A 26,424-nucleotide genomic window follows, 5' to 3' on the forward strand; every position below is an offset into this window, starting at 1 on the left:
TTTTCAAGAAACTGGCGACGCTCTCCTCTTTTTATATCTCCAGGCGGGACATTACCGCCAACAAAGCAGCCGTCACTTGGCTAGGCTTATGTGGGAGAGCGCGTAAGCCGATCTTCTGCAATCCTTGTTGGACGAACCTATGGCAGTCAAGTACGCACCCGTCTGGATCATCGTGCTGTGCATCATTGGGGTGGGGGTTGGCCTTGGCCTGCTTTTCTATTTCGACCTGGATGACCGCCTGATTGAGCTTTTGCAGTGGATGGAGAGTCGCGGCTGGCAGACGAGCCTGCTGTTTATCCTGGTCATTGCGCTGGCCATTGTGGTGCTCGCCCCTGGCGTGATTTTCACCATGGGGGCGGGCTTCGTGTTCGGTGTAGTCAAGGGAACATTGCTGGTGGTGGCAGGCACCGTCCTCGGTGCTACCATCGCCTTCCTGGCTGCCCGCTACCTTTTCGGCCCCCGGCCCTCCAGGTGGTTGATGTCACATGTACGGCCACCCCACCTGGGCGAAGTGATCAAGGATGAGGGCTGGCGCCTGGTCATGCTCACAAGGCTGGTGCCGCTGTTTCCCTTCAAGCTGTCAAACTATTTTTTTGGGCTGACACCGGTTCGCTTGCGGGACTTTGTCATCGGCAATGCCATCGGGATCATACCGATCACCATACACAATGTGTACGTGGGATCGATCGCTTCAGACCTGGCAACGCTTGGCAGCAGGGAATCGGAGCGCACACCGGTGGAATGGACCCTGTATGCACTCGGGTTCGTGCTGGCGGTGACTGCATTGATCGGCATTACCCGTATCGCACGGCGCGCGCTGGCACAGAAAATTGAACGGGAGGATATCTAATGCCCTGGATGAAATGGCTGCCCTGGCGTTTCTTCGTCCGCAAGTTTGCCACCTCCCATGGCTTTGTCGATCCGCTCTCGGTCATGGCGCATATGCAGCGGTTCGCACAACCGTCCGAAGTCGCCGAGCCGATCGAGCTTCTGCGAGCCGGTGTCATCTTTCATGCCCGCGCACTGATCAACAGCAAGGTGATCCAGCACAACCTCGACTGGGTATGGCCCTACTGGGTTGAACGGCAGTTTGATCCTCTGGACAAGTCCTTTATTCCCCGCGCATTTTCAATTACGCACTGCAACCTCAGTCACCGAAACTGGACCGCGGTGGGTCTCCCCGACTGTGAGGAAATGCCACTGGTGGATCCGCGCGGCCTGCTGACCCCGCATTACGACGGCTGGTCAATCGACACCTGGATTATCAGCGACAGCGGTGAGCAACTGGTTCCATCAAGACTGGAGCAATGTCGCCAGGAGTTCCTGCTGGGCGACAATATCAGTGTGCTGACCGAGTCCAGCCACGCCGGAATGCTCCTTCGTAATCGCGCTGTGGTGGAACGTGAAAACGGCCGCAATCAATGCCTGCTGCAACTCCAGGCTGAGAGTGGCACCGGTGGGTGGTTGGTCGTAGCACTGCGTCCCTACAATCCTGAAGGGGTCAGTTTTGTGCACAGGGTACGGCTGGATAATAGCCGCAGGAAGTGGCTCATCGAGAAGAAGTTTGCGGTCGAGTTCGATCGGCCACTCGAGCGTCACCTCGCTTCCGATTACCGTCATGGCGATATCTACCTGCACCTGCACGACGAGGGCGGTCGTACCCACGGTGAGTGTGAGGTGGGTATGGCAACTGCCGCGGCCATGTTCAGGATCGAACCGGGAAAGCCGCTGGATGTCCAGGTGAAAGTTCCGCTTGCGCCGGACCAACCCGGCGACCCGGATCGCCAGTCGCCCGCCACGCCGGGGAACTGGGATGAAACCCTGGCCAACCACTGTGCGATGGCCGTCCCCGACCAGAAAATGCAATTTCTCTACGATGCCGCCATCCGCACCCTGATCCTGCACTCGCCGAAGGATGTCTATCCAGGCCCCTATACCTACAAGCGCTTCTGGTTCCGTGACGCGGCGTTTATGATCCAGTCGCTGTTGTACGCTGGCCTGTTGGACCGCGCCGAACGGGCCCTCGACCAGTTTCCCCACCGCCAGAAGCGCGATGGTTTTTTTCATTCCCAGGATGGCGAATGGGATTCGAACGGCGAGGCCCTGTGGATCTTTGACCTGTACTGCCAGCTTACAAACCGGCCCCTCAAACCCCGCTGGCGCCAGGCGGTATTGCGCGGGGCCAGCTGGATCGACGACAAGCGGCTGCCCAGGGACGGCAGCCGCTGTGGCGGCCTGCTGCCGGCGGGCTTCAGTGCCGAGCATCTGGGACCAAACGATTGCTACTACTGGGATGATTTCTGGGGTGTGGGAGGCCTGCAGGCTGCCGCCGCCATGTGCGCGCGGGAAGGGCTGGAAAACGACAGTACCCGCTTCTCGCACCAGGCGACGGATTTCCAGCAAACCATCGATGCCAGCCTCGCCGCAGCCGCTGAGCGCCTGGGCCGCCCGGCGATGCCGGCCTCGCCGAACCGGCGCCTGGATCCCGGTGCCATCGGTTCCATTGTGGCCGGCTATCCGTTGAGCCTTTACCCACCGGATGATCCGCGACTGCTTGACCTGGCAGAATTCCTGATGGAGAAATGCTTTGTCGCCGGCGGCTTCTTCCAGGACATGATCCATTCAGGTATCAATGCCTATCTGACCCTGCACATCGCACAGGTGCTCCTGCGCGCGGGGAATGCCCGGTGCGTGGAGCTGATGCGTAACGTTGCGCAGCTGGCGTCGCCCACCGGGCAATGGCCCGAGGCCATCCATCCGCACTCACTGGGCGGTTGCATGGGTGATGGCCAGCACGCCTGGGCCGCCGCCGAATGGGTGGCGATGCAGCGCAACTGCTTCGTGCGCGAGGAAGGCGGCACGCTGGTCCTTGTATCCGGCCTGCCCCCGGAATGGCTTAGCGACCAAACCGCCACCGCTTCACTGCATTTCGGGCCGGCGCCAACCCGCTTCGGCCGTATCACTGTGGAGGTGGCCCCGGGGGCTACCCCAAGGGTGAGCTGGATGGCCGAATGGCATGGGGAGGAACCCCCGATCGAGGTCCGTGCGCTGGGCTTTACCGCCATCCGGGCCGCTCCAGGGGCCCAGGAAGTGGAGCTCGCGCCGCAGTGAACATTGTGATGCTCACTAATACCTATCTCCCCCATGTGGGTGGTGTGGCACGCTCGGTGGCAGCCTTTGCGGCAGAATACCGCGCCCGCGGACACCGGGTTCTCATCGTGGCACCGGAGTTCTCCCAGTACGTCAAGGGAGAAGAGGACGTGGTTCGCATCCATGCCATCCAGAACTTTAATGGCAGCGATTTTTCCGTGGCCCTGCCCTTCTCCGGACACCTCAGCGATCGACTCGATGAATTCCAGCCCGACATTGTGCACTCGCACCACCCTTTCCTGCTCGGCATGACCGCAGTGCGCATTGCCCGCTCCCGCGGGCTGCCCCTGGTTTTCACCCATCACACTCTCTACGAGCGCTATACCCACTATGTCCCCGCAGACTCCCAGGCCCTGAAACGCTTTGTGATCGAGCTGGCTACGCGGTATGCCAACCTTGCGAGCCTGGTGTTTGCGCCCAGCGAGAGTATTGCGCGCATCCTGCGCGAACGCGGTGTCACCACTCCGATCGAGGAGATGCCCACGGGGCTACAGGAGGAGCAGTATTTGCCCGGCGATGGCGCGCGCATGCGAGCGGAGCTCGGCATCCCCGCGGACGCCTATCTCCTGGGTCACCTGGGTCGGCTGGCTCCGGAAAAAAACCTCGAATTTACCGCGCTGGCAGTGGCGGATTTTATGCAGGAACACACTGACACACACTTCCTGCTGGTTGGCAGTGGCCCCAGCTCCGGCATGATCGAGAATATTTTTAATGCCAGGGGGATGGCTGGCAGGCTGCATGTGCCCGGCACGCTCCAGGGCTCCCGCCAGCGCGACGCCTATGCTGCAATGGACACCTTCGTATTCGCCTCAACCAGCGAAACCCAGGGCATGGTGCTGACTGAAGCCATGGCCGCATCGGTACCGGTGGTTGCCCTTGATGCCAATGGCAGCAGGGAAGTAGTGCGCGACAAAATCAATGGCCGCCTCGTGACAGCGGCTAACCGCCAGGACTTCAGTGATGCCATCGCATGGATTTACCGCCGCTCAGCCGACGATCGCCGGCTACTGCACACCGCTGCCCTGGAGACTGCCCGTGATTTCTCCATGGAGCGCTGCGCCACCAGGGCCCTGGATCTCTATCGGCCGCTACTGAAAAAAAGCTGGGCCCTCGATGATTCGGTCTACGACCAGTGGATGCGGCTGCGCAACCTGATCGCCGCCCAGTGGGACATCCTGGAGGGCGTGACCAGTGCCGCCGGTGCGGCCTTTGGCCAGCCGCCACGCCGCTAGCAGCAGGTTTGCACATCCTATGATGAGTCGTATTGAGACAGCCCTGCGCCGACTGCGCCGCCGCTTCAGCCGCAGCGCGTGGATGGCTCACCTACTCAAGTTGCCCACCAGTGACAGCCATCCCAGTGATCACGGCCTTATCCTGATCCAGGTGGACGGGCTCGCCTATCCCCAGCTGCAGAAAGCCCTCGCGAAAAAAAGAATGCCCTTCCTGCAGAAACTGATCCGTAAGGAACACTACCAACTCGACCATCTTTTTTCCGGGGTTCCATCGACAACCCCCGCCGTCCAGGCCGAATTGTTCTACGGTGTTCGCGCAATCGTGCCCGCTTTCGGGTTCATGATGCGTGACACCCAGCAACTGGTGCGTATGTACGATCCGGAGGCCGCCTGTGCCGTTGAGGAAAAACTCGAGGCGCGCGTAGACGATCCACTGCTCAAGGACGGCAGCTGCTACCTGAGCCTGTTCCGTGCCGGCACCGCCGATGGCGAGGCACATTTCTGTCCCGCTTCCCGCGGCTGGGGGCCGGCGATGCGCGAGGCCACCCCACTCACCGTGATACTCGTGATCCTCAGCAACCTGTGGGGACTGATCCGTACCGGGGCCCTGCTACTTGTCGAACTGGTGCTGGCGGTGATCGACTCGATCCGGGGGGTCTTCTCGGGGGAAAACTTCTGGCGTGAGCTGATGTTCATTCCCACACGCGTCGCTGTCACCATCCTGATGCGCGAGCTGTGCACCTTCGGGGTCAAGATCGACATAGCCCGCGGCCTCCCGGTGATCTACGTCAACCTGCTGGGATACGACGAGCAGTCACACCGGCGCGGCCCTAACTCGGCATTTGCCCACTGGGTGCTCAAGGGCATCGATGATGCCATCGGGCGCATCTGGCGGGCTGCACACCGGTCAGAAAAGCGACAGTACGATGTCTGGATCTTCTCCGACCACGGCCAGGAGCAGGCCGAACCCTACGAGGTGCGCCACGGTCGCAGCCTGGGGGAAGCCCTTTCCGAGGCTCTGCGCGACCTGCCCGGTGATACAAGCAGCTATCGCAGTACCGGCCGTCGCGGGGTACAGTTGGAGCGGGCACGCATGTTCGGCAGTGAGTGGATCGAAAAAATGATCCCGGAGGATGGCAATGGCACGGGGTCAGAGCCGCCACTGGCGCTCGCCGCCCTGGGTCCGGTTGCCATGCTGTACAACCTGCGGACAAATGGCACACCACGGGCCGAGGTAGCCCGCTTGATCGTCGAGCGCGCCGCGGTGCCACTGGTCCTTTACCGGGCCTCAGACGATGACAACGCTCCGGTGCACGGCTGGTGGCGTGATGGTGCCGTGGAATTGCCCCGGGATGGCCAGCTCCTGATGGGCGACGAGCACCCCTTCGCAGAGCAGACCGCTATCGATCTCGCGCGCCTGTGCCATCATCCCGATGCCGGTGATTTCATCATGTGTGGCTGGTGCGTGGGGGAGGAGCCGATGACCTTCGCCGTTGAAAACGGCAGCCATGGCGGGCCCGGCCCGACCGAAACCAATGCCTTCGCCCTGCTGCCCAAAGACATCCGGCGCCCGTCACAGGGGTACTGGCGCGCCGGGGACCTGCGGCGCGCGGCACAGCAGTTCCTGCATCACTACTATCCCCTGGTTCCGGTTCACCGGCCAACGGCCGTCAGGACCCTGCGGGTAATGACCTACAACGTACACAGTTGCCAGGGCGTCGACGGCAAGTACTCGGCGCGGCGTATCGCCCGCGTGATTGCCCGTTACCAGCCCGATGTGGTGGCACTACAGGAGCTCGACGTCAGCCGTCCGCGCAGCGGCGGGGAGGACCAGGCGGAACGGATCGCCCGCTATCTACAGATGGATTTCCAGTTCCACCCCGCCATCCACATGGAGGAGGAACGCTATGGCGATGCCATCCTGTCGCGACTGCCAATGCGGGTAATCAAGAAGGAGATCCTGCCGGGCCCACCGGAAGCCGCCTCCATGTCACTGCTACCCACCGTGGATGAGCCCCGCGGCGCGGTCTGGGTAGAGATCGATCACAACGGTGAGAAGGTGCAGATCGTGAATACCCACCTGGGACTCAGCAAGGCGGAACGCCTGCGCCAGGTGGACGCGCTGGTAGGACCGGAGTGGCTGGGACACCCGGAGTGCAATGGGCACAAGGTATTACTGGGAGACTTCAATACGCTGCCCAATTCCGCCGAACACAAGCGCCTGTGCGAGCACCTACACGACGCCCAGGTCCATCTCGCCAACCACCGTCCCCGGGGAACCTTTCCCAGTCGGCTGTCCCGGGCCCGGATCGACTATATATTCATCGGCCGGCGCCTGAAGGTGTCAAAAGTACTGGTGCCGCGCACAGAGCTGACCCAGGTGGCATCGGATCACCTGCCACTGGTGGCGGACCTGGAGTTACCGGCCGCCAGGGGTGAACGGGACGCCAACGGCCAGTGACTAAAGAACCGTAACTTGACTTGATGGTCCAATCCAGCAGCTATATGATTTGCCCAATCGTTCAATAGCAGGAGAAGCTAATGCAACCCCAAGTCTACTCATCCTCTGGCGCCCTGGACCGCGCTGAATCGGCCAAGGTGCTGCGTAACACTTACGCTCTGCTCGCCATGACCGTGCTGTTCAGTGCGTTTACCGCGGGTGTCGCCATGGCCCTGGGCATGGGGCGTGGCATGGGGCTGATTTGCTCCATTGCCGCCATCGTGCTGGTCTGGTTTGTCCTGCCGCGCACCGCCAATTCCGGCGCCGGCGTCGGCGTGGTGTTTGCATTCACCGGACTGCTGGGCGCATCCCTGGCACCACTGCTGAACTACTACGTGGCCGCCGGCATGGCCCAGGTGATTACCCAGGCGCTGGGTACCACTGCGCTGATCTTCTTTGCCCTGTCCGCCTACGTGCTGACTACCCGCAAGGATTTCAGCTTTATGGGCGGGTTCCTGTTCGTGGGCCTGATCGCCGTACTGGTCTGCGCCCTGGGCATGATGATCGCCGGCTTCTTCGGCGTGCACATGCCGCTGGCCAGCGTAGTCCTGAGCGGCGTTATCGCCCTGCTGTTCTCCGGCTTTATCCTGTATGACACCAGTGCCATCATCAACGGCGGTGAGACCAACTACCTGATGGCCACCACGCGTCTGTACCTGGATATCCTGAACCTGTTCACCGCCCTGCTGCACATTATCGGGTTCGCTTCCGACGACTGATGCCGCCAGCTGATTGAACAGTCTCACCGGGGCCCCGCTTTGAGCGGGGCCTTTTGTATCCGGCCACTTCTGACACCCGCAACCAAGCCGCCATGAACTTTACCCTCGCCGTCTACGCCGCTCCCCATGCCAGCCAGTCTGCCGCGACCGCCCTGCGCTTTGCGCAGGCATTGCTGCGGCAGGGCCATCAACTGTACCGGGTCTTCTTCTACTGCGATGGTGTCCACAATGGCAGTAGCCTGGCCACGCCGCCCCAGGATGAAACTGACCTGCTGCCGGCCTGGCAGTCGCTACAGGCCGAGCATGGGCTGGACCTAGTGGTCTGTATCGCCGCGGCGCAAAGGCGCGGCGTGCTGAGTGAAGCCGAAGCGAAACGGCTGGAGCGGCCCGCTGCCAACCTTGCCCCGGGCTTCGAGCTGGCCGGGCTTGGCCAGCTGGCCGACGCCGTCGCCCATTCCGACCGCCTGGTGACGTTTGGAAGCTGAGGAGCATAGTCATGGGAAAGAGATCGCTCGCGCTGTGCCGGCAGGCACCTTACGGCAATGCCCTGGCCCGTGAGGGGCTGGAGGCCGTCCTGGCCGCTTCAGCACTGGAACAGGCCCCCGACCTGCTCTTCAGCGGGGACGGGGTTTTCCAGCTGCTGCCCGGGCAGGAACCTGACGGCATTGGCCAGAAGAACCTGCAGCGCAACCTGCAGGCGCTCCCGATATTCGACATCGAGCGGGCTTACGTCTGCGAGCATAGCCTCTCACAGCGCGGCCTCAGCCTGGACGACCTGGCCACAGGCGGCCCCGCGTTGCACCCGGTGTCCGACATCGGCAAACTGATCTCCAGCTACGATACCGTGTTGAGTTTTTGAGCCATGAGCCTGCATATTGTCAGTAAATCGCCCTTCTCCAGCACCGCACTCGCGGATTGCCTTACATCTTTTATCGAGGGTGACGCACTGGTGCTGATCGAGGACGGGGTCTATGCGCTCAGTGGCGCCCTGAAGAGCCAGCCTGTCGTCGGGCCGGTATACTGCCTGGCGGCCGACGCACAGGCCCGGGGCCTCACCATCCCGGCTGCCGTGGAGGCGATCGACGACGACCGCTGGGCATCGCTGTGCACGGAACACAATCCTATCGTCAGCTGGTTCAGGTGATGGGCATGATAACTATCGAAGGGCGGGATATACCGCTGGACAAGGAAGGCTTCCTGCGCAACCTGGACGACTGGAGCCCGGAGGTGGCGGAGGCACTTGCCCGGGCAGAGGGTATCGAACTCACCGAAGCCCACTGGGAGATTATCCACCTGCTACAGGACTTCTACCGCGAGTTCGAGTTGTCGCCGGCCATGCGCCCCCTGGTGAAGTACGTGGCACAGCACCTGGGTGCCGAGAAAGGTCGCAGTATTTACCTCATGCGCCTGTTCCCCGACAGCCCGGCCAAGCTGGGCAGCAAGATCGCCGGCCTGCCCAAACCCACAAACTGCCTCTGATCAACCCGACCGGCCGGTGACCGCCATTCAGACGTGCAGGATCACCCGGCGCCGGCCGTGATGGTGCCGGTGCTCCCACAGGAAGATGCCCTGCCAGGTCCCCAGCAGCAAACGGCCATCCCGCACCGGAATGGACAGGCTGGTCGCGGTCAGCGATGCCTTGATATGGGCCGGCATGTCATCGGGCCCCTCAAGCGTGTGGGTATAGAGCGGGTCATTTTCCGGCACCAGCCTGTTCAGCCACTGCTCCAGGTCATGGCGGGCCGAGGGGTCGGCATTTTCCTGGATTAGCAGGCTGGCCGAGGTGTGCTGGATAAACAGCGTGCATAGCCCCTCTCTGACTTCCTGGCGGGCCAGCCACCGGCCCACTTCCGCGGTGAACTCATGCAGGCCCTGCCCGTCAACTGCGATCTCTATTTCACCCACAGGCATAGGCCACCTCCTCTCTGTCCTGTCCTGGCGACCGGCAACACTGGCTTGTTGCCGCGCCCTGTTCGCGACTTTACTTTAACTACCGGGATTATACGGCGCGACCACGGATCGTTATAATCCGCGGCCCCAGATCCCGGCCACAACAACTGGCCCTTTTTTGAGACTGTAACCGGCATGGCCCTGCACCGAGTAAATACCGACGACTATCCCGCCCAGCTGCACGAGAAAGCCGAACGGCTCCGCGAGCGCTACAGCGCCTATACCGACCTGGCCCCAGAGGTGTTCCCCTCCCCGCCCAGTCACTACCGGCTGCGGGCCGAGTTCAAGGTATGGCAGGAGGACGGCAAGGCGCATTACGCCATGTACCGCCAGGGTGAATACAAGCAGCCATTTATCATCGAAGAGTTCACCGTCGGCTCGGAATTGATGAATCGCCTGATGCCGCAGGTGCTGGAAGCGGTCAATGCCAGTGAGGTGCTGCGCAAGCGCCTGTTCTCGGCAGAGTTCCTCACCACCCTGAGCGGCGACGCGCTGGTGACCCTGATTTACCACAAGAAGCTCGACCAGGAATGGGAGCAGGAAGCCCGGGGCCTGCAGGAACAACTCGGTTTCCCGATCCTGGGCCGCTCGCGCAAGCAGAAGCTGGTGCTGGAACGGGATTACGTCATCGAGAAGTTGCAGATCGGGAACAGGACCTACCAGTACAAGCAGGTGGAGGGCAGCTTCACCCAGCCCAACGGGGAAATCTGCCGGGCCATGATCGGTTGGGCCAGGGATGCCTGCCGGGACAGCGAAGGTGACCTGCTGGAACTCTACTGTGGTAATGGCAACCTGACCATTCCCCTGTGCGAAAACTTTGACAAGGTACTGGCAACGGAAATCTCCAAAGTCTCGGTCGCTTCCGCACAGGAAAACATTCGCACGAACGGCATCACCAACCTGGATATCGTGCGCCTGTCCAGTGAGGAGTTCACCCAGGCGATTGACAAGGTGCGACCGTTCCGCCGCCTGCGGGATATCGACCTCGACAGCTATGACTTTTCCACGGTACTGGTGGACCCGCCGCGGGCGGGACTGGACGCGGACACCTGCGCCATGGTGGCGCGCTTCCCGCGTATTCTCTACATCTCCTGCAATCCCGATACCCAGCTGGAAAATTTAGCGACGCTGAGCAAAACCCACCGCATCGAGCGTTTCGCGCTGTTCGACCAGTTTCCCTACACCGACCATACCGAGACCGGTCTGCTGCTGGTACGGCGTTAGTCAGCGGCCGTCCTGTGCCTGCGATTCCCGTTGCAGGCGTTTTTCCAGGCGCTGCCGGGCAGCCGTAGCGTATTCCTCACAGGCAGACTGGCTAACCAGCGGCTCGGGGGCGCCGGGACCCAGCCGCTGCCACAGGCGGCTGGCGGAGGGATGCGTCGTCACCAGGATATCGCAGTCCAGCTCCCCTACCCGCTCCAGGGTCTCCCGGAGCGCCGGCAACAGATCGGAATCCGTGTAGCGGAATACATCGTCCGAAATCGCCGTAAGGCTGTCGGCATAGACCATCGACCGGCAGTTGCCTCTGCCATCGCAGCTTTGCCAGGTCCAGCTGGTGCCGCCCGGCGTATGCCCCGGGGTCGCAACTGCCTCCAGCTCCAGCACTCCCAGCCGCAGGTGCTCCCCGTCCACGATGCGGCGTACGGAGGAAACCGGGGCGAACTCTTGCAGGCTCAGTAACTGCGGGTCACTGCGATCGCTGGCACCCCGCTCGAGCACCGCTGCCGCGGGCGCCCGCGCCACCACGGTGGCACCCGTGCGCCGCTGCAGCTGTGCGATCCCGCCGGCGTGATCGAAATGTTCGTGGGAGTTCAGAATAAAGCGGACATCCCCGGGACGGAATCCCAGCGCGCGGATATTGTCCTCAACCAGTGGCGCGGCGCCGGCGGTGCCACCATCCAGCAAGATATGACCATCCGCCGAGGTGACCAGCACCGCACTCAGCCCACAGGTCCCCACATACCAGGTATTGGCAAAGATCCTTGTTGCCGGTGCCGGGGACTCCCAGCCATCATCATTCCGGCACTTTTCACTGGCCGCCTGCGCAGTGCCGGCCAGGCAGAAAGTCACACAGATCGAAACCAGTATTTTCGGCAACATAGGATTTCCCTTTTTCTTATTTATTTCGGGCCAGTGGCAATTGTCAGAACTGCCTGCCCAGGATCCGCCTGGCCGCGTCCAGGGCAAAATCCCGGTATTCGGATTCCAGCGCCGCCATTTCTATCTCGAACTTGAACCGTTCCTTTGGCGAGAGCTTCTTCCACTCCTGCAGGATAGGGATATGCTGGGTTTTATCGGCGATGGTGTAGAACGCCACAAACTCCTCTTTCACCCCCTGCTCCACCTGTAGTGCATCGAGCAACACACGAATGCGGATCGCAGCCTCGGTCATGCCGACCCCCTCGTCCAGCAATGTCCGGGCAATAATCTGGATGCTGTCGTTGACACGCTGGCGCTGCTCCTCAGCCGCCTGCTCCAGTTCGGCCAGCTGTTGTTTCTGCTTCCGGGTCGCTACCTGCAGCCGGCGCAGGTAATAGCCCGCTATCGCGGCGAGCGCAAAAATAACCAGCGCTGCCAGCACCAGCAGCCAGGTGGGAAACTCGGTCATGACAACCCCTTCTACGACAGGATGGATTCCAGCACTGCCAGCCCCAGGCTGGCAGTAACGATAGACAACAGCGTGCTGAGCGCGACGATATTCGCAGCCAGCTGGCTGTTGCCGCCCAGTGCGCGCGCCATGATAAACGAAACCGTCGCCGTGGGCGCGGCCGCCATCAGGAACAGCACGCCGAGGGACTGTGACGGCAGTCCCAGCAGCCAACCGCAAGCCAGCAACACCAGCGGCACCACTAACAGCTTGAAAGCCGATGCCCCGACGGCACCGGCGGAACTCTGGCGCAACCGGCTCAGGTCCAGGCTGGCGCCGATACACAGCAGTGCCAGCGGCAGGGTAATGGAAGCCAGGTAATCCCCGGTCTGCAGCAAAATATCCGGCAGTTGCAGGCCCAGCTCGCGGAAGACCAGGGCCAGGACAATGGCAATGATCAGAGGGTTCTGCGCAATATCCCGCAGCAGTCGCGCCCAGCTGAAACGGGCCCGCTGGCTGTAAACGGCGAACAGCGACACCGCAGCGAGGTTATAGAGGATGGTGACCACCGCCATCAACAGTGCCGCCTGTGCGAGGCCGCTGTTACCGTAGGCATTCAGAGCCCAGGCCAGGCCGATAATCCCCAGGTTGCCGCGGAAGGCGCCCTGGATAAACGCGCTGCGGTCACCGCGTGCCAGCGGCCGCGCTGCCAGCCACGCCAGCGGCATGGTCAGCAGAGTGCCGACTGCCCCGGCAAGCAGCAACGGCCACTGCTCGGACAGCTCGGCACCAGCCGTAAAGATATTGATAAACAGCAGCACCGGCAGGGTGATCAGGTAAACCAGCCGCGACGCATCGTCGACAAACGATTCGCTCAGCAATCCCACCTGTGCCAGGCAGTAGCCAATCAACAGGGTCAGGAAAATCGGGGCGGTAACCGAAAGCGCAAACGCGAATGTCTCCATTGGCAATCAGGTTTCCCCGGTCTCGACCTCGGGGGACTCCTCCCCCTCAGCCTCCGGTTCCGGCAGAGCGGCACGATGGGCGTCCTCGGCCTTTTCCCGCAATGCGGGGTCGATCTGCTTGCGGGTCTTGGCACCCAGCTTTCGCAGACTGTCGATACGCTTCACCGCATTGCCACGACCACTGGCGAGCCGCTTGTAGGTCTGCTGGTAGGCATCCTCGGTCTGGCGGATACGGTTGCCCAGCTCGTCCAGGGCAGCCAGGACCATGGAAAACTGGTCGTGCAGCTTGCCGGCCTCGTCGGCGATCTTCTCCGCATTCTTGTTCTGCTTCTCGTAACGCCAGATATTCTCCACTGTGCGCAGTGTGGCCATCAGGCTGGTGGGGCTCACCAGCACAATGTGGCGATCATAGGCATAGCGGAAGAGGCCCGGATCCGCCTGCATCGCGAGCATATAAGCCGCTTCGATGGGTACGAAGATGAAGACAAAATCCAGCGAGCGTACCCCCTCGAGTTGCTCGTAGGCTTTCTTGTTCAAACCGGCAATATGGGCCCGCAACGAGTTGACATGTTGCTTCAGTGCCTGCGCCCGCTGCTCATCGGTCTCAGCGGAGGCATAGCGCTCGTAATCGGTCAGCGAGACCTTGGCATCGATAATCAGGTCCTTGTTTTCCGGCAGGCGCACGATCACATCCGGCTGGCGACGCTTGCCGTCGCTGGTAATGGTCACCTGGGTCTCGTATTCGCGCCCCTTCTGCAGGCCCGACTCCTCCAGCAGCCGCTCCAGCACCACCTCGCCCCAGTTGCCCTGCACCTTGCTGTCGCCCTTGAGTGCCGAAGTCAGGTTGAGGGCCTCGTCACTGATACGCTGGGTCTGCTCACGCAGGGCCTTAATCTGGCCCAGCAAGGAATTGCGCTCGGCATTCTCGCGATCATAGACATGCTCCACCCGCTTGCGGAAGTCCCCCAACTGGCGCTCCAGGGGATCCAGGCTCTTGCGCAGGCTGTCCTCGCTACGACGCACGAACGCCTGCTGCTTTTCCTCGAAGATACGGTTGGCCAGGTTCTCGAACTGCTCTGCCATGGACTTGCGGGTCTGCTCCAGTAGCTGGCGCTGTTCCGCCAGGGCGGCCTCGCTCTTTTCCACCAGCACCTGGCTACGGGTCAAACGCTGGGCCTTATCCGCCAGTTCCGCGCGCAGCTTTTCCTGCTCGGCCAGCAGCTGGGACTCCCGTTCGCGGGAGCCCTCCAGGCGCGCCCGGGCCACGCCCAGTTCATTGCGGCACGCCTCCAGTTCCTCCCGCTGGGCGTCGCTGTCGTTGCGTGTCCGCTCTAGGGCCCGGAGCGGACCGCGCCGGGCCAGGGCGGACATCGCAATGATCGCAACCACCGCCACCATAACTGCAGCCAGGGCCTGCTCCGCACTTAACTGGAGGGGAAATACTTCCATAGGGGACTCTGTTTCTCTGGTTATTGAACCGGATCGGGCGAACGCATTCAGCGGGTCGCAGCCACCTAGACCGGCCGGGATTTTGGTATGCTTTCGGCCAAGCGGACCCGAGTGATGAAACTGGATGCCATTCCATTGACCGACACGCATTCTAACAAGGGCGGTTATCGCCCCCCAAGTGCCCTGATTTTTGATTCCGGCGTGGGTGCCATCAGCATCGCCCGGGAAATTCGCGCCCTGCTGCCGGGCCTGACCCTGCATTTCGGGGTGGATAACGGCTTCTTTCCTTACGGGGACAAAAGCGAGGAGCAGCTGCGGCCCCGCATCGTGGCGACAGCCACCACCATGATGCAGCATTGCGGGGCCGACATCCTGGTTGTGGGCTGCAATACCGCCAGCACCCTGGCACTGCCGGAGTTGCGGGCCGCCCTGCGCACCCCGGTGGTCGGCGTGGTGCCGGCGGTCAAGCCGGCCGCCCGTGCGAGCCGCTCCGGCACTATCGCCCTGGTGGCGACCGAGGGCACCGTCAACCGGGAATACACCCGCGGCCTGATCCGGGACTTCGCTGACGGGGCGAAGGTGATCAACGTGCCGGCGCCGGAACTGGTGCGACTGGCAGAAGCCAAATTGCGTGGGGAGCAGCTCACCCACAACCAGCTCGCACCAGTGCTGGCCCGGATCTTCGACGTGCCGGGCGGTGAACAGGTCGATACGGTCGTGCTGGCCTGCACCCATTTTCCGCTGCTGCGCGCAGAACTGGATCGTTATGCCCCGCGAACGGTAGAGTGGCTGGATTCCGGCGCTGCCATCGCCCGCCGGGTACACTGGTGGCTGGGCGAGATGGGGCTCACGCTGCCCCAGGCCCCCGGCGACGGCAGGTTGCTGATGACGGCCGCCGACCCACGGGGCGACATTGCCGCTGCCTTCAGCGAGTTCCCGCTGCAGAGCGAGATCATCGGCCCCGGAGCCGTTACTCCGCCCCGGGGACCGGAACAGAACCACCAATAACCCACCGGTCGGGGACTATCCCATGCTGCAACTGGCGTTTCCAGCCTTGGACATCCTCTCCCAGCTGCCCGAAGGCGGGCTGCTGCTGACGCCCAATAACCGCCTGCGCAACCGCTGCCAGCAGGTGTACGCCAACAGTCGCGGCGAACAGCGCAACTGGTCACCGCCCGCAGTGGAATCCCTGCAGGGCTGGTTGGATACCACCTGGGCCCGCTTGCAACAACAGGGCTGGCAACCGTCATGGAAACCGGTCCTGACCCCTGAACAACGCCAGCTGTTGTGGCAACGGGCCCTGGACCAGACCCTGGATCGACAGTTGCTGAACAGCCAGCAGTTGTGCCGTGATGCCGACGCCGCCCTGTCACAACTGATCCAGTGGCGCATCCTGGATTTGGCGCATCTACACGGAGAGGCTCTGGGCGCGGCCATCGCACCGCACCTGGAGCAGTTCGCCCTGGCACGGGATGCCTTCCCGTTCTTCGATCTGCTCGAGGCGTTTGTGGCAGAACTGCACCGGCAGGATGCCGTCACACCGGATATGCGGGACCTCGTGCTGGCCCGCGCCTTCACTGAAGGGGTGTTGCCCACCCTGCCCTGTATCGCCATGGCTGGTTTCGCACAGGTATCGCCCCTGGCCGACTATTTGATCCGGTCGGCCGCCAGCAAGGTTGAGCAGCACCCTGTCACCCGGCAGCCGAGCCGGGTGACCGTCGCGCCCTGCAGCGATCTGGAGGAGGAGCTGTACAGCGCTGCGCGCTGGGCCGCCGGGCATCTTGAGCGGGATCCTCACGCAACCCTGGGCATCGTGGTAAACAACCTGGGGCAGTGTCGTGCGCAGGTGGAGACCATCTTCGCCCGGGTGCTGGAGCCCCAGGCGCTCGATCCGACACAGCCGCGCTACACCCTGCCGTTCAACTTTTCCGCCGGCACGCCACTGGCACAGACGCCCATTGGCGCCGGTGCGCTGCAGCTCCTCGAAATCCTGCAGGACCAGTGGGATTACTCGCAGCTGCGCAATCTACTGTTCAGCCCTTTCTGGGGCGCCGCTACAGGCGACGGGGCAGCCGCAGCCTCGCCCCGGCATGAAGAAGCGGAAGCGACCCTGCGCAGCGCCCTGTTCCGCCAGCTGCAGAAACGCGAGCTGTGGCAGGTGCGCGGCGACACCTTGCGCTACTGCGCCGAACAGCTGGCAGAGCGGCTGGCCCTGCCACAGCCGGTGCTGCCCCGCCAGCTGGAGACCGTGGGGGACTGGGCGCGTCGCTGGCAGAAGGCGCCCGCAGAGACCTGGGCAGAGCGATTCTCACGCTTACTCGAGGCACTGGGCTGGCCCGGGCCGCGCAATCCGGACAGCCAGGAGTACCAACAGCTGAACCAGTGGGAACGGGTGCTGGAAGAATTCGCCGCATTATCCCCCTTTACCGGCATCCTGACCCTCAACCAGGCCCTCCAGCACCTGCGCCGGATTGCCAGCCGCACGCCTTTCCAGGCCGAGACCCGGGACGGGCCCGTGCAAATTCTGGGCGTGCTGGAGGCCGGCGCCCTGTCCTTCGATCAACTGCGCCTGGTCGGGTTTGGCCAGCAGCAATGGCCACCCGCGCCGGCCCCAAACCCGCTGTTGCCGGTGCAGTGGCAGAAGCACTGGCAGATGCCCCGGGCCAGCGCTGAGCGGGAACTGGAGCTGGCCGGGGAACTCACCTCCGACCTGCTGGGTGCCAGCAGCAACGTGGTTATCAGCTACGCCCGCGAAGCCGATGGCGTCGAACAGGGACTGAGCGCCCTGTTCCCCGTGACATCGATGGAAACCGCTGGCGAGCCCGGAAATACGCTGGCGAAGACATCCTACCCGCTTGCAGACCACTATCAGCTACTGGCGCAATCGCCCTCCCTGGAGGCAATCGCCGACCCGGCCTTCCCAGCCCTCAGCCCTCCTGAGTGCAGGCCAGTGCGCGGTGGCTCCGGAGTCCTCAAGGCCCAGGCATTGTGCCCGCTTAACGCCCAGCTCCACTACCGGCTGGGTGCGCTCGTGTACAACGCGCCAACCCTGGGCCTGAACCCGGCCGAGCGCGGCAAACTGATGCACGAGGCGCTGGCCGGGTTCTGGCAACGCTGCGGCGACTCGGCGAGCCTCCAGCAGTGCAGCGATGACGAACTCGATGACGCCATTCGCGGCGCCGTCACCGAGGCAATCCGGCAGCTGCGCCGCCACCAGGCACATCTGCCCGAGGGATTCTGGCGCCTGGAGCAAGAGCGGCTCGAGCGCCTGCTGGCAGAGTGGCTCAAACTGGAAATGACCCGCCCCGGCTTCCGGGTGGAGGCGACGGAATTCCAGCAGACGATGGAAATCGGCGGCCTGAGCTTCGAGCTGCGCCTGGACCGACTGGATCGGCTCCCCGACGGCACTGCGATGGTGATCGACTACAAAAGCCGCCAGCCCTCGGTGAGGGACTGGCAGCAGGAGCGCCTGCGGGAACCCCAGCTGCCCATGTATGCCCTGTCGCGACCGGACGCCCGCGCCATCGCCTTCGGGCAGGTGCGATTCGGCGAATGCACCTGGAGCGGCACGGGCGAACTGGCACAGCCAGTGCCAGGGATCAAGGCGGTCGGCGACCTTGAAAAGGACGGCCCGTTCGGTACCTGGGCACAACTGGCCGAGCACTGGGAGCAGAGCCTGGCGATGCTTGCCACCGAGTACCGGAGCGGGCATGCCGCACTGCGCTTTGACCGAATCAAGAATGACAACAACGAGAACCTCTGGCCGCTCAATCGCTGGCCCGAACGGGAGCAGGCCTGACCCATGAACGAACTCGACCTGCCGCAAAACGAGCGCGACACCGTGGAGCCCGAATCAAACCATTCCCGCCGGCCTGCCGATGCGGACGCGCGCGCCGCCGCCCTGGACATCAGCCGAAGCTTTGCCGTGTCGGCACCGGCTGGCTCCGGCAAGACGGGGCTGCTCACCCAACGGGTACTGAAGCTACTGGCACACAGCCGCCAGCCCGAGGATGTACTCGCCATCACCTTTACCCGCAAGGCTGCCGGCGAGATGCGCGAGCGCCTGGTTAAAGCCTTGCTCCAGGCCCGCGACGAACCGCGCCCGGACAATCCACACGAGGCAGTGACCTGGGACCTGGCGCGGCTCCTGCTGGAACAGGACCAGCGTCACAACTGGCAGCTGCTGAAGGCACCACAGCGACTGAGGTTCCAGACCATCGACGGCCTGTGTCGCAGCCTCGCCAGCCAACTGCCCCTCGACAGTGGCCTGGGCGCCCCGGGCGAACCTCTGGAGCAGCCATCAATCGCCTACCAGATGGCAGTCTCCAAACTGCTGGAGGGCCTGGCCAGCGAGACACCGGACCCGTCGTTGCAGAGACTCCTCCTGCACCTGGACAACGACCTGGGCCAGCTCGACAAACTGTTGCAGATGCTGCTCGAAAAACGCGAGCAGTGGCTCGGCCAGCTGGTGGACATCGGCACCGGGGACAGTGCCGATGCGCGCGAATACTTCCACCGTGTGGTGGATGAAATGACCACCGAAAACCTGCAGCAGTTGCGCGACGCCCTGGGCAGTGCCACCGGCGAATTACTACAGCTGGCGGACTATGCCGGCAGCAACCTGCAGAGAGAAAACCCCGCCCATCCCCTGGCGCGCTGTGCCGGAATCAGCACACCGCCGCCAACAGACCACAGCGGCCTGGCCTCCTGGTCCGCGTTGACAGAATTACTGGTGACAGCCAAGGGGGAGTGGCGCAAGGCCGGCGGCCTGAACAAGAAACTGGGCTTTATCTCCCCGGCCAAGACCGATCCGGAATATGACCGCGCGCAGGAAAACAAGGCGCGCATGAAAGCGTTGCTGGGCGAGCTGGCGGAAAACGACCCCCTCCTGGCGGCCATCAACGAAGTGCGCCGGCTGCCGTCGGCGCTGCCACAGGACCAGTGGGACCTGCTGGAAGCGATGGCGGAAGTACTGCCCCGGTTGGTGGCACAGCTAAAACTCGTGTTCCAGCAGCTTGGCGCGACCGACTACACCGAAGTGGCACAGGCGGCACTGGTGGCCCTGGGGGACAGCGATGCGCCCACGGACCTGGCGCTCAAGCTGGACCTGCAAGTGCAGCACATCCTCGTCGACGAGTTCCAGGACACGTCCCAGATGCAGTTGCAGTTGCTGGAGAAGCTCACCGCCGGCTGGCAACCGGATGATGGCCGCACCCTGTTTATCGTCGGGGACGGCATGCAATCCTGTTACGGCTTCCGCAACGCCAACGTGGGTATTTTCCTCGAGGCACGGGCACACGGTATTGGCGAGGTGGCCCTCGAGCCGCTCGACCTGCGGGTGAATTTCCGCTCTGACAGCGCCGTGGTGGATTGGGTCAATGAGGTATTCCGGCAAGCTTTTCCCGCCCGGGACAACATCAGCCGGGGTGCCGTGCGCTACCTGGATTCCATTGCCTTTCGCGGCAACGGCTGGCCCGGCCCTGCCGTACAGTTTTACGGGTGTATCGATGATCCATACCGGACAGCAGAGGCGGCCCAGGTAACCGGGCTGGTCCGGCAACTGCAACAGCAGGACCCCGGTGGACGCATCGCCATCCTGGTACGGAAAAAGCGACACCTGGACCAGGTGCTACCGGCCCTGGCTGCGGCGGGCATCCCCTATCAGGCCCCGGAACTGGCACCGCTGGCCAGCAAGATGGTGATCCTGGACCTCCTCAGCCTGACCCGTGCGCTCCTCGATCCCAGCGACCGCCTCAGCTGGCTCGCCGTCCTGCGCGCGCCCTGGTGCGGCCTGAGCTGGGCAGACCTTCATACCCTGGCCAACTGGGGCAATGGCGAGCTCGCGGCCACAGACGCCGCGGCGCGCCCCCTGCTCCAGGCTGTTGCCAACGCGGCCGGGATTGATGGCCTGAGCGAAGCCGGCCGTCAACAACTGCAGGCCATCGGCCCGATACTGCTCGGCGCCTGGCAACAACGTGGGCGCAAACCCCTGCGCCTGTGGATCGAGGGGCTGTGGCTGGCCCTTGGCGGCCCCGCCTGTGTTGCCAGGAACGGCGAGATCGGCAATGTAGAAGACTATTTCCGGCTACTGGAGCGTCACGACCGTGGCGGTGGCATCGGCGACTGGCAGCAGTTCCAGCTGGCGCTGGAGAAGCTCTTCGCCCGTCCGGGTGAGGACGCTGCCGTGCAGGTCATGACAATCCATAAATCCAAGGGACTGGAGTTCGAGCATGTGCTGATTCCCGGCCTCGACCAGGGCGGCAAGCCCGGTGGCGACCAGCTGTTACGCTGGGCCGAATGGCTCAACAGTGGCGGCGACAGCCGCTTCCTGCTGGCACCGAAGAGTGCGCGGGGACAAAAGGACCCCCTGTTCGACTACCTCAAGTACGACAACAACGAACGCGAGCGCCTCGAGGGCACCCGGCTGCTGTACGTGGGCTGCACCCGCGCCATCCGCTCCCTGCACCTGCTCGCCTCATTGCAACCGGAGGACAAAAAACCGGGACTCAAGCCGCCCGGCAGCGCCTCCCTGCTGGCCGGGATCTGGCCGTCATTGTCGGACTGCAGCGATTGGTGTCACTGGCTGGAACCCGATGCAGAGGCAGTCCCCCCGAATGGGGGGGACGATAACCGTGAAGAAATTACCGGGCGCAATGATCACTTCCTGCGCCTGCCCCAGGGCTGGCGCCCACCCGCCATCCCCGAAACCGGGTGGCTTGCCCCCTACCGCATGGATGACTACCGCCCGCGGGAAAGTGAGGAGCCCAATATCCCCGAGCTCGGCCAGGTGACACAGCGCTGGCTGCGCCATGCCGGTACAGTGGCACATGAAACACTGGCCACCATCGCCGGCACCGGTCCCGGCCAGTGGGATGACAGCCGCATCGCAGCACAGCGCCCGCTATGGGAGCTGCGCCTGCGCCAGCTGGGCCTGCATGGGAGCAATCTCACAGCGGCACGGGACAAGGTGGAACTCGCCATCCGCAGTACCCTGGAATGCGACCATGGACGCTGGTTGCTCGACCACCGCCACCGGGAGGCCGCCTGTGAACTGGAGATTCACAGTGGCGGGCGCCAGTTGCGGCGCCATATTGTGGACCGCACCTTTATCGACGCCGACGGCATTCGCTGGATTGTCGATTACAAGACCGCGGAACCGCACGATGGCCAGGAGGAAGAGGCATTTATAACCATGCAGGCAGAGCACTACCGCGCGCAGCTGGAGGGATACCGCCGGCTCTTCTTCGATCGCGGTGAGCGTGACATCCGCTGTGCCCTGTACTTCCCACTGCTGCGCCGGCTCGAGCTAATCTGATAGCCAGGGGCGACCGATGCCACCGACTGGCAGGTAAATACCCGTCCTAACCAAGGGCGCCAAACTGGTTTCAATTGAAACACTCGCCCTTGTCGCCAGCTGTGAGTAGGATATGCCTTCCCCAAAGGCTGCACCGCGGCCCGATTTGCCAGAGAGTAACAGCGACAGTAAGCACAATGACCACACAGCAGTTCGACGACCTGAATGTCGTCTCCCAGGAAATCCTGATCAGCCCCGAACAGCTCAAGGCCGAGCTGCCGGTGTCCGCGGCCGCCGAGGCCACCGTGGCAGCCGGTCGCGCCGCCGTACGCGATATCCTCGACCGCGAGGACCATCGCCTGATGGTGGTGATCGGCCCGTGCTCGGTGCACGACGTCGACGCCGCCATCGACTATGCGCAGCGCCTGAAAAAAGTGGCCGACCAGGTCTCCGATACCCTGCTGATTGTCATGCGTGTCTACTTTGAAAAACCGCGTACCACGGTGGGCTGGAAGGGACTGATCAACGACCCCTTCCTGAACGATTCCTTCAAGATCCAGGACGGACTGCATATCGGTCGCAAGCTGTTGCTGGATATCGCCGAGCTGGGCCTGCCTACCGCCACCGAGGCGCTGGACCCGATTTCCCCGCAGTACCTGCAGGACCTGATTTCCTGGTCTGCCATTGGCGCACGCACCACCGAATCCCAGACCCACCGGGAAATGGCCAGTGGCCTGTCTTCCGCCGTGGGCTTCAAGAATGGAACCGACGGCAGCCTGGATGTGGCCATCAATGCGCTGCAGTCCACCGCCAACCCGCACCGCTTCCTGGGTATCAGCAAGGACGGCCAGGTCTCCATCATCCACACCGCCGGCAACCGTTACGGCCATGTGGTGCTTCGGGGTGGCAATGACAAGCCCAATTACGATTCCGTCAGCGTCGCCATGTGCGAGCAGGAACTGGAGAAGGCCGGGCTGGTCCCCAACATTATGGTTGACTGCAGCCATGCCAACTCCAACAAGAACCATGAGCTGCAGCCCCTGGTAGTGGAGAATGTCGCGCACCAGATCATCGACGGCAACAAGTCCATCATCGGTATCATGGTGGAGAGCAACCTGAAAGCGGGTAACCAGAAGATCCTGGAGGACCACAGCCAGATGGAATACGGCGTTTCGGTCACCGACAAGTGCATCGACTGGGAAACAACAGAGGCCCTGCTGCTCAAGATGGCGGAGCAGCTGCGCGGCCCCCTGAAGTCACGCAAAGGCTAACCCCAGGCTTTTCATGCGGGCTCGGAGACGGGCCCGCAACTGCTCCGCTACCCTGTCTATTCCCCCGGGTCCCCCCTTGTCTCGCATTGTGCCGGTTACCGTGAAAGGCGTAAGCGGATGTTGCCACGCTACTTGAACCGCTGCGGCGGGGAATCGAGAACGAGAATGACACACAGCCCACCACTGCAACTGCCCTGTCCAGAATGCGGCGCGATCAACAGGATTCCCCCGCAAAGGCTTAACGACCGCCCGTTGTGTGGCAAATGTCGCGCCAGGCTTCTGCCCGGCAAGCCCGTGACTGCGAAGGACAGGGATTTCGGCCGGCTGGTGCAGAATACCGACCTGCCGCTGTTAGTGGATTTCTGGGCCCCCTGGTGCGGCCCATGCCAGCAGTTTGCGCCAGTTTTCAGCGCGGTCGCCACACAAATGGCGACCCGCGTAATATTCGCCAGGGTCGATACCCAGGCCAATCCCCAGACTGCCGCAACCCACCAGATCCGCTCCATTCCCACGCTGGTGCTGTTCCATGGCGGAAAGGAGTTCACGCGACTTTCCGGGGCCCTGCCCCGGGCACAGTTCCAGCAGTGGCTGGAACAGCAACTGGCCGCACTCGGCTGCTAGCAGGATACGGGCAACTGCCACGCCCCGCCTGTGACCTGGCTGCTCCCGTGCGGGATTCCGGGACCACGACACGGTTCCTTGCTTCGGCCACGAATCACCGTTTACTCTCTTCCGACGTATAAATCACCATAAAAACGCAGAAGGTTATCTGGTATGACGTTACACCTAGAACTTGCCCCCATTCTCGCACTGTTGGCCGGCGTGGGTATCCTGATCAAGCCCAAGCTGCTCAACTACATCGTGGCGGGCTACCTGATTGCTGTCGGCCTGATCCAGATCCTTAACATCTAGGTCCGAGCCCTCGGCGCCCCGCCCGCGTTTGTGAGGTCCGCGGAGCCGGGGTCAGCTATCCGGGAAGGTCCCGGTCCACAGCAGCGGTAACAGAGCCGACATCCATCGCTGCCTTCACGCCGGATAATTGGCGTCTTCCCCTCCCCCGCTTCTCGCCCGCCCTGCGCTACGTTGCCGCTGCCCCACAACACTCGAACCAGGCACCAGCGCCCGGCCTGTTCAGCCAGCACTGCTGTGAGTGATGCAGGCAGCTATGATATCGAAACCGGCAGGCCGGCCCTGGCGTAACCTGGGACGGGTTATGAATACTGCCAGTAACCCTTGTGAGCGCCTGAAAACGGCTGTGTGAGGGATGACACGGGTCCGCCGGACCTGACAGGGAGGGAAAGAAAATTGAGGAAATGGCTAGTACTGTTGCTGGTGCCACTGCTACTGATCGCCTGTGATTTCGACGACCTGCCGGCATTCAGCTTCCAGACCGAAAACCGCAATTACCGCATCGACATGCGCAACCTGGTGCGGGACATCAGCGCCTATGCCCGGGATATCGAGGAAGAGTTTATTATTGTCCCACAGGGCGGCACCGAACTGATAACCAGTGACGGGCGGAGCACCGGGACCATCCAGGGAGGCTACCTGGATGCAGTGAATGGCCTCGGGGTACAGGGGCTGTTTTTCGGTGGCAGAACCGTCGATCAGCCAACCCCCGTCATCGAGACGGAGCGGCTACGCACCCTGCTCGACCTGGCCGTCGCCAGTGGCAGCATCCCGATCCTGGTTACCGACTTCGCCACCAGCCAGCGCAATATCGACGAGGCGTACCGACTCACAGAGGATGCTGGTTACACTGGTTTTGTCGCGCCCAGTAGGCAGCTGGATACCATTCCGGACTATCCCACCGTGATCCCCGGCTTCAACCGCCGCGATATTGACACACTGGCACAGGCCCGCAACTTCCTGCACCTGACCAGCCCGCGCCTCTATTCAACACGCCAGGAATTCATCGATGCGCTCGCCGCAACGGGCTACGACCTGCTGATCCTGGATTTCTTTTTCAACGGCCAGCCGTTTACCACCGCCCAGTTGCAACAACTGCAACTGAAGCCCGATGGCGGCCGGCGTATCCTGCTCGCCTACCTCAGCATCGGCCAGGCCGAGAGCGACCGCTTTTACTGGCAGAACAGCTGGCCCACCAACCCGCCGAGCTGGCTGGGCGAGCAAGTCACCGGGATCCCGGGAAATTACCAGGTGCGCTACTGGGAGGAAGGCTGGCGAGACATTCTGTTCGGCTCGGCCGACAACTATCTCGACCAGATACTGGATTCCGCGTTCGATGGGATCTATCTGGACCACGTCGACGAGTTTAAATATTTCGAGGAACGCTGAAGAGTTTACTGGGGCGCATGTTCACGCTTGCTCCCCGGTATTGATGGGCGCATCCCAGGGTCGAGGAAAGGTATAGCCCCTATGGCTGGTTACATTTCATTCAGCGCGGTATTGATACTGTGCCTGATTTGCTGGACGCTTCCCAGATGGCAGTTCTTGCAGGGCAGTAATCATCCGCCAATCCTGAGTGTTTCAGCAGGCGTGGGTATCTCCTATGTATTTCTGGCATTACTACCCAAGCTTGCCGAAATACAGACATCCATCTTTGTAAAGGGCGACGATAGTGCACTCTTGCCCGTCGGACTACACGCTTATCTCGCCGCCCTGGTGGGATTTGTCATCTTTCTTTTACTCGTAAGAAAAGACCTCGCCGAAGATGAGGACACCAAGGGCAGACGACCATCCAGCACAGTGATTTTAGTGACGAGTATCTTTGCCCTCTATAATGCGCAGATCGGCTTCCTTCTCGGCGCATGGCCGATCCCCTACTGGCTCAGCTATCTTGGACTGACATTTGCTTTCGGAATGCATTTTATTGGCATCAATTACCATCTGTGGAGGCACTACCCCAATCGGTACACTCGCTACTTTCGGGTTGTGTTCTCCTTGAGCATGCTTGCGGGCTGGCTTGGGTCGCTGTTGGCAGAGCAGCTAAACCCGGCTTTCAAGTTTTCCACAATGTTTGTCGCCGGGGGAATAATTATCACCGCGATACGAGAAGAGATCCCACCAAGGGAAGAAGCCAATATCCCATACTTCCTGGTCGCCGTGATTGCGGCCAGCCTGTTCATCATTTTCACCAAGATACTTCTGGCCCGTGGGCAGTAGTTCAACAGGCTGAACCCACTTCACACTTTTCACCCCAATTCACACAGCGGCCTAGTTACTTTCTCGAGGAGCAGCACTGACTGTTCACATCAGGCAGGAAGCCTTTACCGGTCATGCGGACGGCACAAGCACAATTTTTTTGCATAAAAAAAGCGAGCCAGGCGGCTCGCTTTTTCGGTTT

The 26,424-nt window shown here is 62.4% G+C and carries 23 protein-coding genes; 18 read left to right on the top strand and 5 right to left on the bottom strand.

Features of this window, described 5'->3' with window-relative positions:
• Positions 1-139 precede the first annotated feature (139 nt).
• The 9 genes from LVD11_RS04390 (at position 140) to LVD11_RS04430 (ending at position 9,080) form a co-directional block, all read left to right on the top strand.
• Positions 140-850, top strand: a complete 711-nt coding sequence (locus tag LVD11_RS04390; protein ID WP_237056641.1) for a TVP38/TMEM64 family protein — start codon at positions 140-142, stop codon at positions 848-850.
• The gene (locus LVD11_RS04395; protein ID WP_237056643.1) at positions 850-3,111 is read left to right on the top strand and encodes a hypothetical protein; all 2,262 of its coding nucleotides are present in this window, start codon (positions 850-852) and stop codon (positions 3,109-3,111) included. The genes LVD11_RS04390 and LVD11_RS04395 overlap by 1 nt, the downstream gene beginning before the upstream one ends.
• Positions 3,108-4,382, top strand: coding sequence for a glycosyltransferase (locus LVD11_RS04400; protein WP_237056645.1), 1,275 nt, complete (start codon positions 3,108-3,110; stop codon positions 4,380-4,382). Before LVD11_RS04395 ends, LVD11_RS04400 begins: the two co-directional genes overlap by 4 nt.
• A 19-nt stretch (positions 4,383-4,401) precedes the next feature.
• Entirely contained in the window at positions 4,402-6,843 is a 2,442-nt protein-coding gene (locus LVD11_RS04405; RefSeq protein ID WP_237056655.1) for an endonuclease/exonuclease/phosphatase family protein, read from the top strand.
• An 80-nt stretch (positions 6,844-6,923) separates the two neighbouring features.
• Positions 6,924-7,601 carry a Bax inhibitor-1/YccA family protein gene (locus LVD11_RS04410; protein WP_237056657.1) on the top strand — a complete coding sequence of 226 codons (678 nt, stop codon included), beginning with the start codon at positions 6,924-6,926 and terminating at the stop codon, positions 7,599-7,601.
• A 92-nt stretch (positions 7,602-7,693) separates the two neighbouring features.
• Positions 7,694-8,086, top strand: coding sequence for a sulfurtransferase complex subunit TusD (tusD, locus tag LVD11_RS04415; protein WP_237056659.1), 393 nt, complete (start codon positions 7,694-7,696; stop codon positions 8,084-8,086).
• An 11-nt stretch (positions 8,087-8,097) separates the two neighbouring features.
• Complete coding sequence (gene tusC / locus LVD11_RS04420) at positions 8,098-8,460, top strand: sulfurtransferase complex subunit TusC (RefSeq protein ID WP_237056661.1); 363 nt, start codon at positions 8,098-8,100, stop codon at positions 8,458-8,460.
• A 3-nt stretch (positions 8,461-8,463) separates the two neighbouring features.
• Entirely contained in the window at positions 8,464-8,745 is a 282-nt protein-coding gene (tusB, locus tag LVD11_RS04425) for a sulfurtransferase complex subunit TusB (protein WP_237056663.1), read from the top strand.
• On the top strand, positions 8,745-9,080 hold the full coding sequence (locus LVD11_RS04430) for a TusE/DsrC/DsvC family sulfur relay protein (protein ID WP_237056665.1): 336 nt from the start codon (positions 8,745-8,747) through the stop codon (positions 9,078-9,080). The genes tusB and LVD11_RS04430 overlap by 1 nt, the downstream gene beginning before the upstream one ends.
• Positions 9,081-9,107: 27 nt before the next feature.
• On the opposite strand, the gene LVD11_RS04435 is transcribed toward LVD11_RS04430, so the two are convergent.
• Complete coding sequence (locus tag LVD11_RS04435) at positions 9,108-9,512, bottom strand: secondary thiamine-phosphate synthase enzyme YjbQ (RefSeq protein ID WP_237056667.1); 405 nt, start codon at positions 9,510-9,512, stop codon at positions 9,108-9,110.
• 174 nt (positions 9,513-9,686) lie between these two features.
• Here LVD11_RS04435 and trmA point away from each other — a divergent pair, with 174 nt between their 5' ends.
• Positions 9,687-10,775, top strand: a complete 1,089-nt coding sequence (gene trmA, locus LVD11_RS04440; RefSeq protein WP_237056669.1) for a tRNA (uridine(54)-C5)-methyltransferase TrmA — start codon at positions 9,687-9,689, stop codon at positions 10,773-10,775.
• Here the strand turns inward: trmA and bla are convergent, their stop codons facing one another.
• The 4 genes from bla to LVD11_RS04460 are packed head-to-tail and all read right to left on the bottom strand — an operon-like array spanning position 10,776 to position 14,552.
• Positions 10,776-11,651 (bottom strand): subclass B3 metallo-beta-lactamase, encoded by an 876-nt coding sequence (gene bla / locus LVD11_RS04445; protein ID WP_237056677.1) that lies wholly within the window; start codon positions 11,649-11,651, stop codon positions 10,776-10,778.
• Positions 11,652-11,694: 43 nt separating this feature from the next.
• Positions 11,695-12,159: a DUF2489 domain-containing protein gene (locus LVD11_RS04450; RefSeq protein ID WP_237056679.1), complete on the bottom strand. Its 465-nt coding sequence runs from the start codon at positions 12,157-12,159 to the stop codon at positions 11,695-11,697.
• Positions 12,160-12,170: 11 nt separating this feature from the next.
• Positions 12,171-13,103: an AEC family transporter gene (locus LVD11_RS04455; protein ID WP_237056681.1), complete on the bottom strand. Its 933-nt coding sequence runs from the start codon at positions 13,101-13,103 to the stop codon at positions 12,171-12,173.
• Positions 13,104-13,109: 6 nt separating this feature from the next.
• Positions 13,110-14,552 (bottom strand): DNA recombination protein RmuC, encoded by a 1,443-nt coding sequence (locus LVD11_RS04460; protein WP_237056691.1) that lies wholly within the window; start codon positions 14,550-14,552, stop codon positions 13,110-13,112.
• A gap of 114 nt (positions 14,553-14,666) precedes the next feature.
• Here LVD11_RS04460 and murI point away from each other — a divergent pair, with 114 nt between their 5' ends.
• The 8 genes from murI to LVD11_RS04500 all read left to right on the top strand — a co-directional run bounded on the left by murI (position 14,667) and on the right by LVD11_RS04500 (position 26,243).
• Entirely contained in the window at positions 14,667-15,560 is an 894-nt protein-coding gene (gene murI / locus LVD11_RS04465; RefSeq protein ID WP_237056693.1) for a glutamate racemase, read from the top strand.
• Between the two features lie 22 nt (positions 15,561-15,582).
• The gene (locus LVD11_RS04470; protein ID WP_237056694.1) at positions 15,583-18,351 is read left to right on the top strand and encodes a PD-(D/E)XK nuclease family protein; all 2,769 of its coding nucleotides are present in this window, start codon (positions 15,583-15,585) and stop codon (positions 18,349-18,351) included.
• A 3-nt stretch (positions 18,352-18,354) separates the two neighbouring features.
• Positions 18,355-21,867, top strand: coding sequence for a UvrD-helicase domain-containing protein (locus LVD11_RS04475; protein ID WP_237056696.1), 3,513 nt, complete (start codon positions 18,355-18,357; stop codon positions 21,865-21,867).
• Between the two features lie 176 nt (positions 21,868-22,043).
• The gene (locus LVD11_RS04480) at positions 22,044-23,117 is read left to right on the top strand and encodes a 3-deoxy-7-phosphoheptulonate synthase (RefSeq protein WP_237056698.1); all 1,074 of its coding nucleotides are present in this window, start codon (positions 22,044-22,046) and stop codon (positions 23,115-23,117) included.
• Positions 23,118-23,282: 165 nt separating this feature from the next.
• A complete protein-coding gene (gene trxC, locus LVD11_RS04485) occupies positions 23,283-23,738 on the top strand; it encodes a thioredoxin TrxC (protein ID WP_237056700.1) in 456 nt (151 codons plus the stop codon).
• A 153-nt stretch (positions 23,739-23,891) separates the two neighbouring features.
• Complete coding sequence (locus LVD11_RS04490; protein WP_237056702.1) at positions 23,892-24,029, top strand: DUF3096 domain-containing protein; 138 nt, start codon at positions 23,892-23,894, stop codon at positions 24,027-24,029.
• Between the two features lie 393 nt (positions 24,030-24,422).
• On the top strand, positions 24,423-25,415 hold the full coding sequence (locus LVD11_RS04495; RefSeq protein ID WP_237056704.1) for an endo alpha-1,4 polygalactosaminidase: 993 nt from the start codon (positions 24,423-24,425) through the stop codon (positions 25,413-25,415).
• A gap of 81 nt (positions 25,416-25,496) precedes the next feature.
• Positions 25,497-26,243 (top strand): hypothetical protein, encoded by a 747-nt coding sequence (locus LVD11_RS04500; protein WP_237056707.1) that lies wholly within the window; start codon positions 25,497-25,499, stop codon positions 26,241-26,243.
• The last annotated feature ends 181 nt before the right edge of the window (positions 26,244-26,424 follow it).

It is taken from the genome of Microbulbifer sediminum (assembly GCF_021729035.1).
Taxonomy (GTDB): Bacteria; Pseudomonadota; Gammaproteobacteria; order Pseudomonadales; family Cellvibrionaceae; genus Microbulbifer; species Microbulbifer sediminum.

Coding starts and splice junctions, on each gene's coding strand:
- LVD11_RS04390 (WP_237056641.1), top strand. CDS start 140: ATGGCAGTCAAGTACGCACCCGTCTGGATCATCGTGCTGTGCATCATT.
- LVD11_RS04395 (WP_237056643.1), top strand. CDS start 850: ATGCCCTGGATGAAATGGCTGCCCTGGCGTTTCTTCGTCCGCAAGTTT.
- LVD11_RS04405 (WP_237056655.1), top strand. CDS start 4,402: ATGATGAGTCGTATTGAGACAGCCCTGCGCCGACTGCGCCGCCGCTTC.
- LVD11_RS04410 (WP_237056657.1), top strand. CDS start 6,924: ATGCAACCCCAAGTCTACTCATCCTCTGGCGCCCTGGACCGCGCTGAA.
- tusD (WP_237056659.1), top strand. CDS start 7,694: ATGAACTTTACCCTCGCCGTCTACGCCGCTCCCCATGCCAGCCAGTCT.
- tusC (WP_237056661.1), top strand. CDS start 8,098: ATGGGAAAGAGATCGCTCGCGCTGTGCCGGCAGGCACCTTACGGCAAT.
- tusB (WP_237056663.1), top strand. CDS start 8,464: ATGAGCCTGCATATTGTCAGTAAATCGCCCTTCTCCAGCACCGCACTC.
- LVD11_RS04430 (WP_237056665.1), top strand. CDS start 8,745: ATGGGCATGATAACTATCGAAGGGCGGGATATACCGCTGGACAAGGAA.
- LVD11_RS04435 (WP_237056667.1), bottom strand. CDS start 9,512: ATGCCTGTGGGTGAAATAGAGATCGCAGTTGACGGGCAGGGCCTGCAT.
- trmA (WP_237056669.1), top strand. CDS start 9,687: ATGGCCCTGCACCGAGTAAATACCGACGACTATCCCGCCCAGCTGCAC.
- bla (WP_237056677.1), bottom strand. CDS start 11,651: ATGTTGCCGAAAATACTGGTTTCGATCTGTGTGACTTTCTGCCTGGCC.
- LVD11_RS04450 (WP_237056679.1), bottom strand. CDS start 12,159: ATGACCGAGTTTCCCACCTGGCTGCTGGTGCTGGCAGCGCTGGTTATT.
- LVD11_RS04455 (WP_237056681.1), bottom strand. CDS start 13,103: ATGGAGACATTCGCGTTTGCGCTTTCGGTTACCGCCCCGATTTTCCTG.
- LVD11_RS04460 (WP_237056691.1), bottom strand. CDS start 14,552: ATGGAAGTATTTCCCCTCCAGTTAAGTGCGGAGCAGGCCCTGGCTGCA.
- murI (WP_237056693.1), top strand. CDS start 14,667: ATGAAACTGGATGCCATTCCATTGACCGACACGCATTCTAACAAGGGC.
- LVD11_RS04470 (WP_237056694.1), top strand. CDS start 15,583: ATGCTGCAACTGGCGTTTCCAGCCTTGGACATCCTCTCCCAGCTGCCC.
- LVD11_RS04475 (WP_237056696.1), top strand. CDS start 18,355: ATGAACGAACTCGACCTGCCGCAAAACGAGCGCGACACCGTGGAGCCC.
- LVD11_RS04480 (WP_237056698.1), top strand. CDS start 22,044: ATGACCACACAGCAGTTCGACGACCTGAATGTCGTCTCCCAGGAAATC.
- trxC (WP_237056700.1), top strand. CDS start 23,283: ATGACACACAGCCCACCACTGCAACTGCCCTGTCCAGAATGCGGCGCG.
- LVD11_RS04490 (WP_237056702.1), top strand. CDS start 23,892: ATGACGTTACACCTAGAACTTGCCCCCATTCTCGCACTGTTGGCCGGC.
- LVD11_RS04500 (WP_237056707.1), top strand. CDS start 25,497: ATGGCTGGTTACATTTCATTCAGCGCGGTATTGATACTGTGCCTGATT.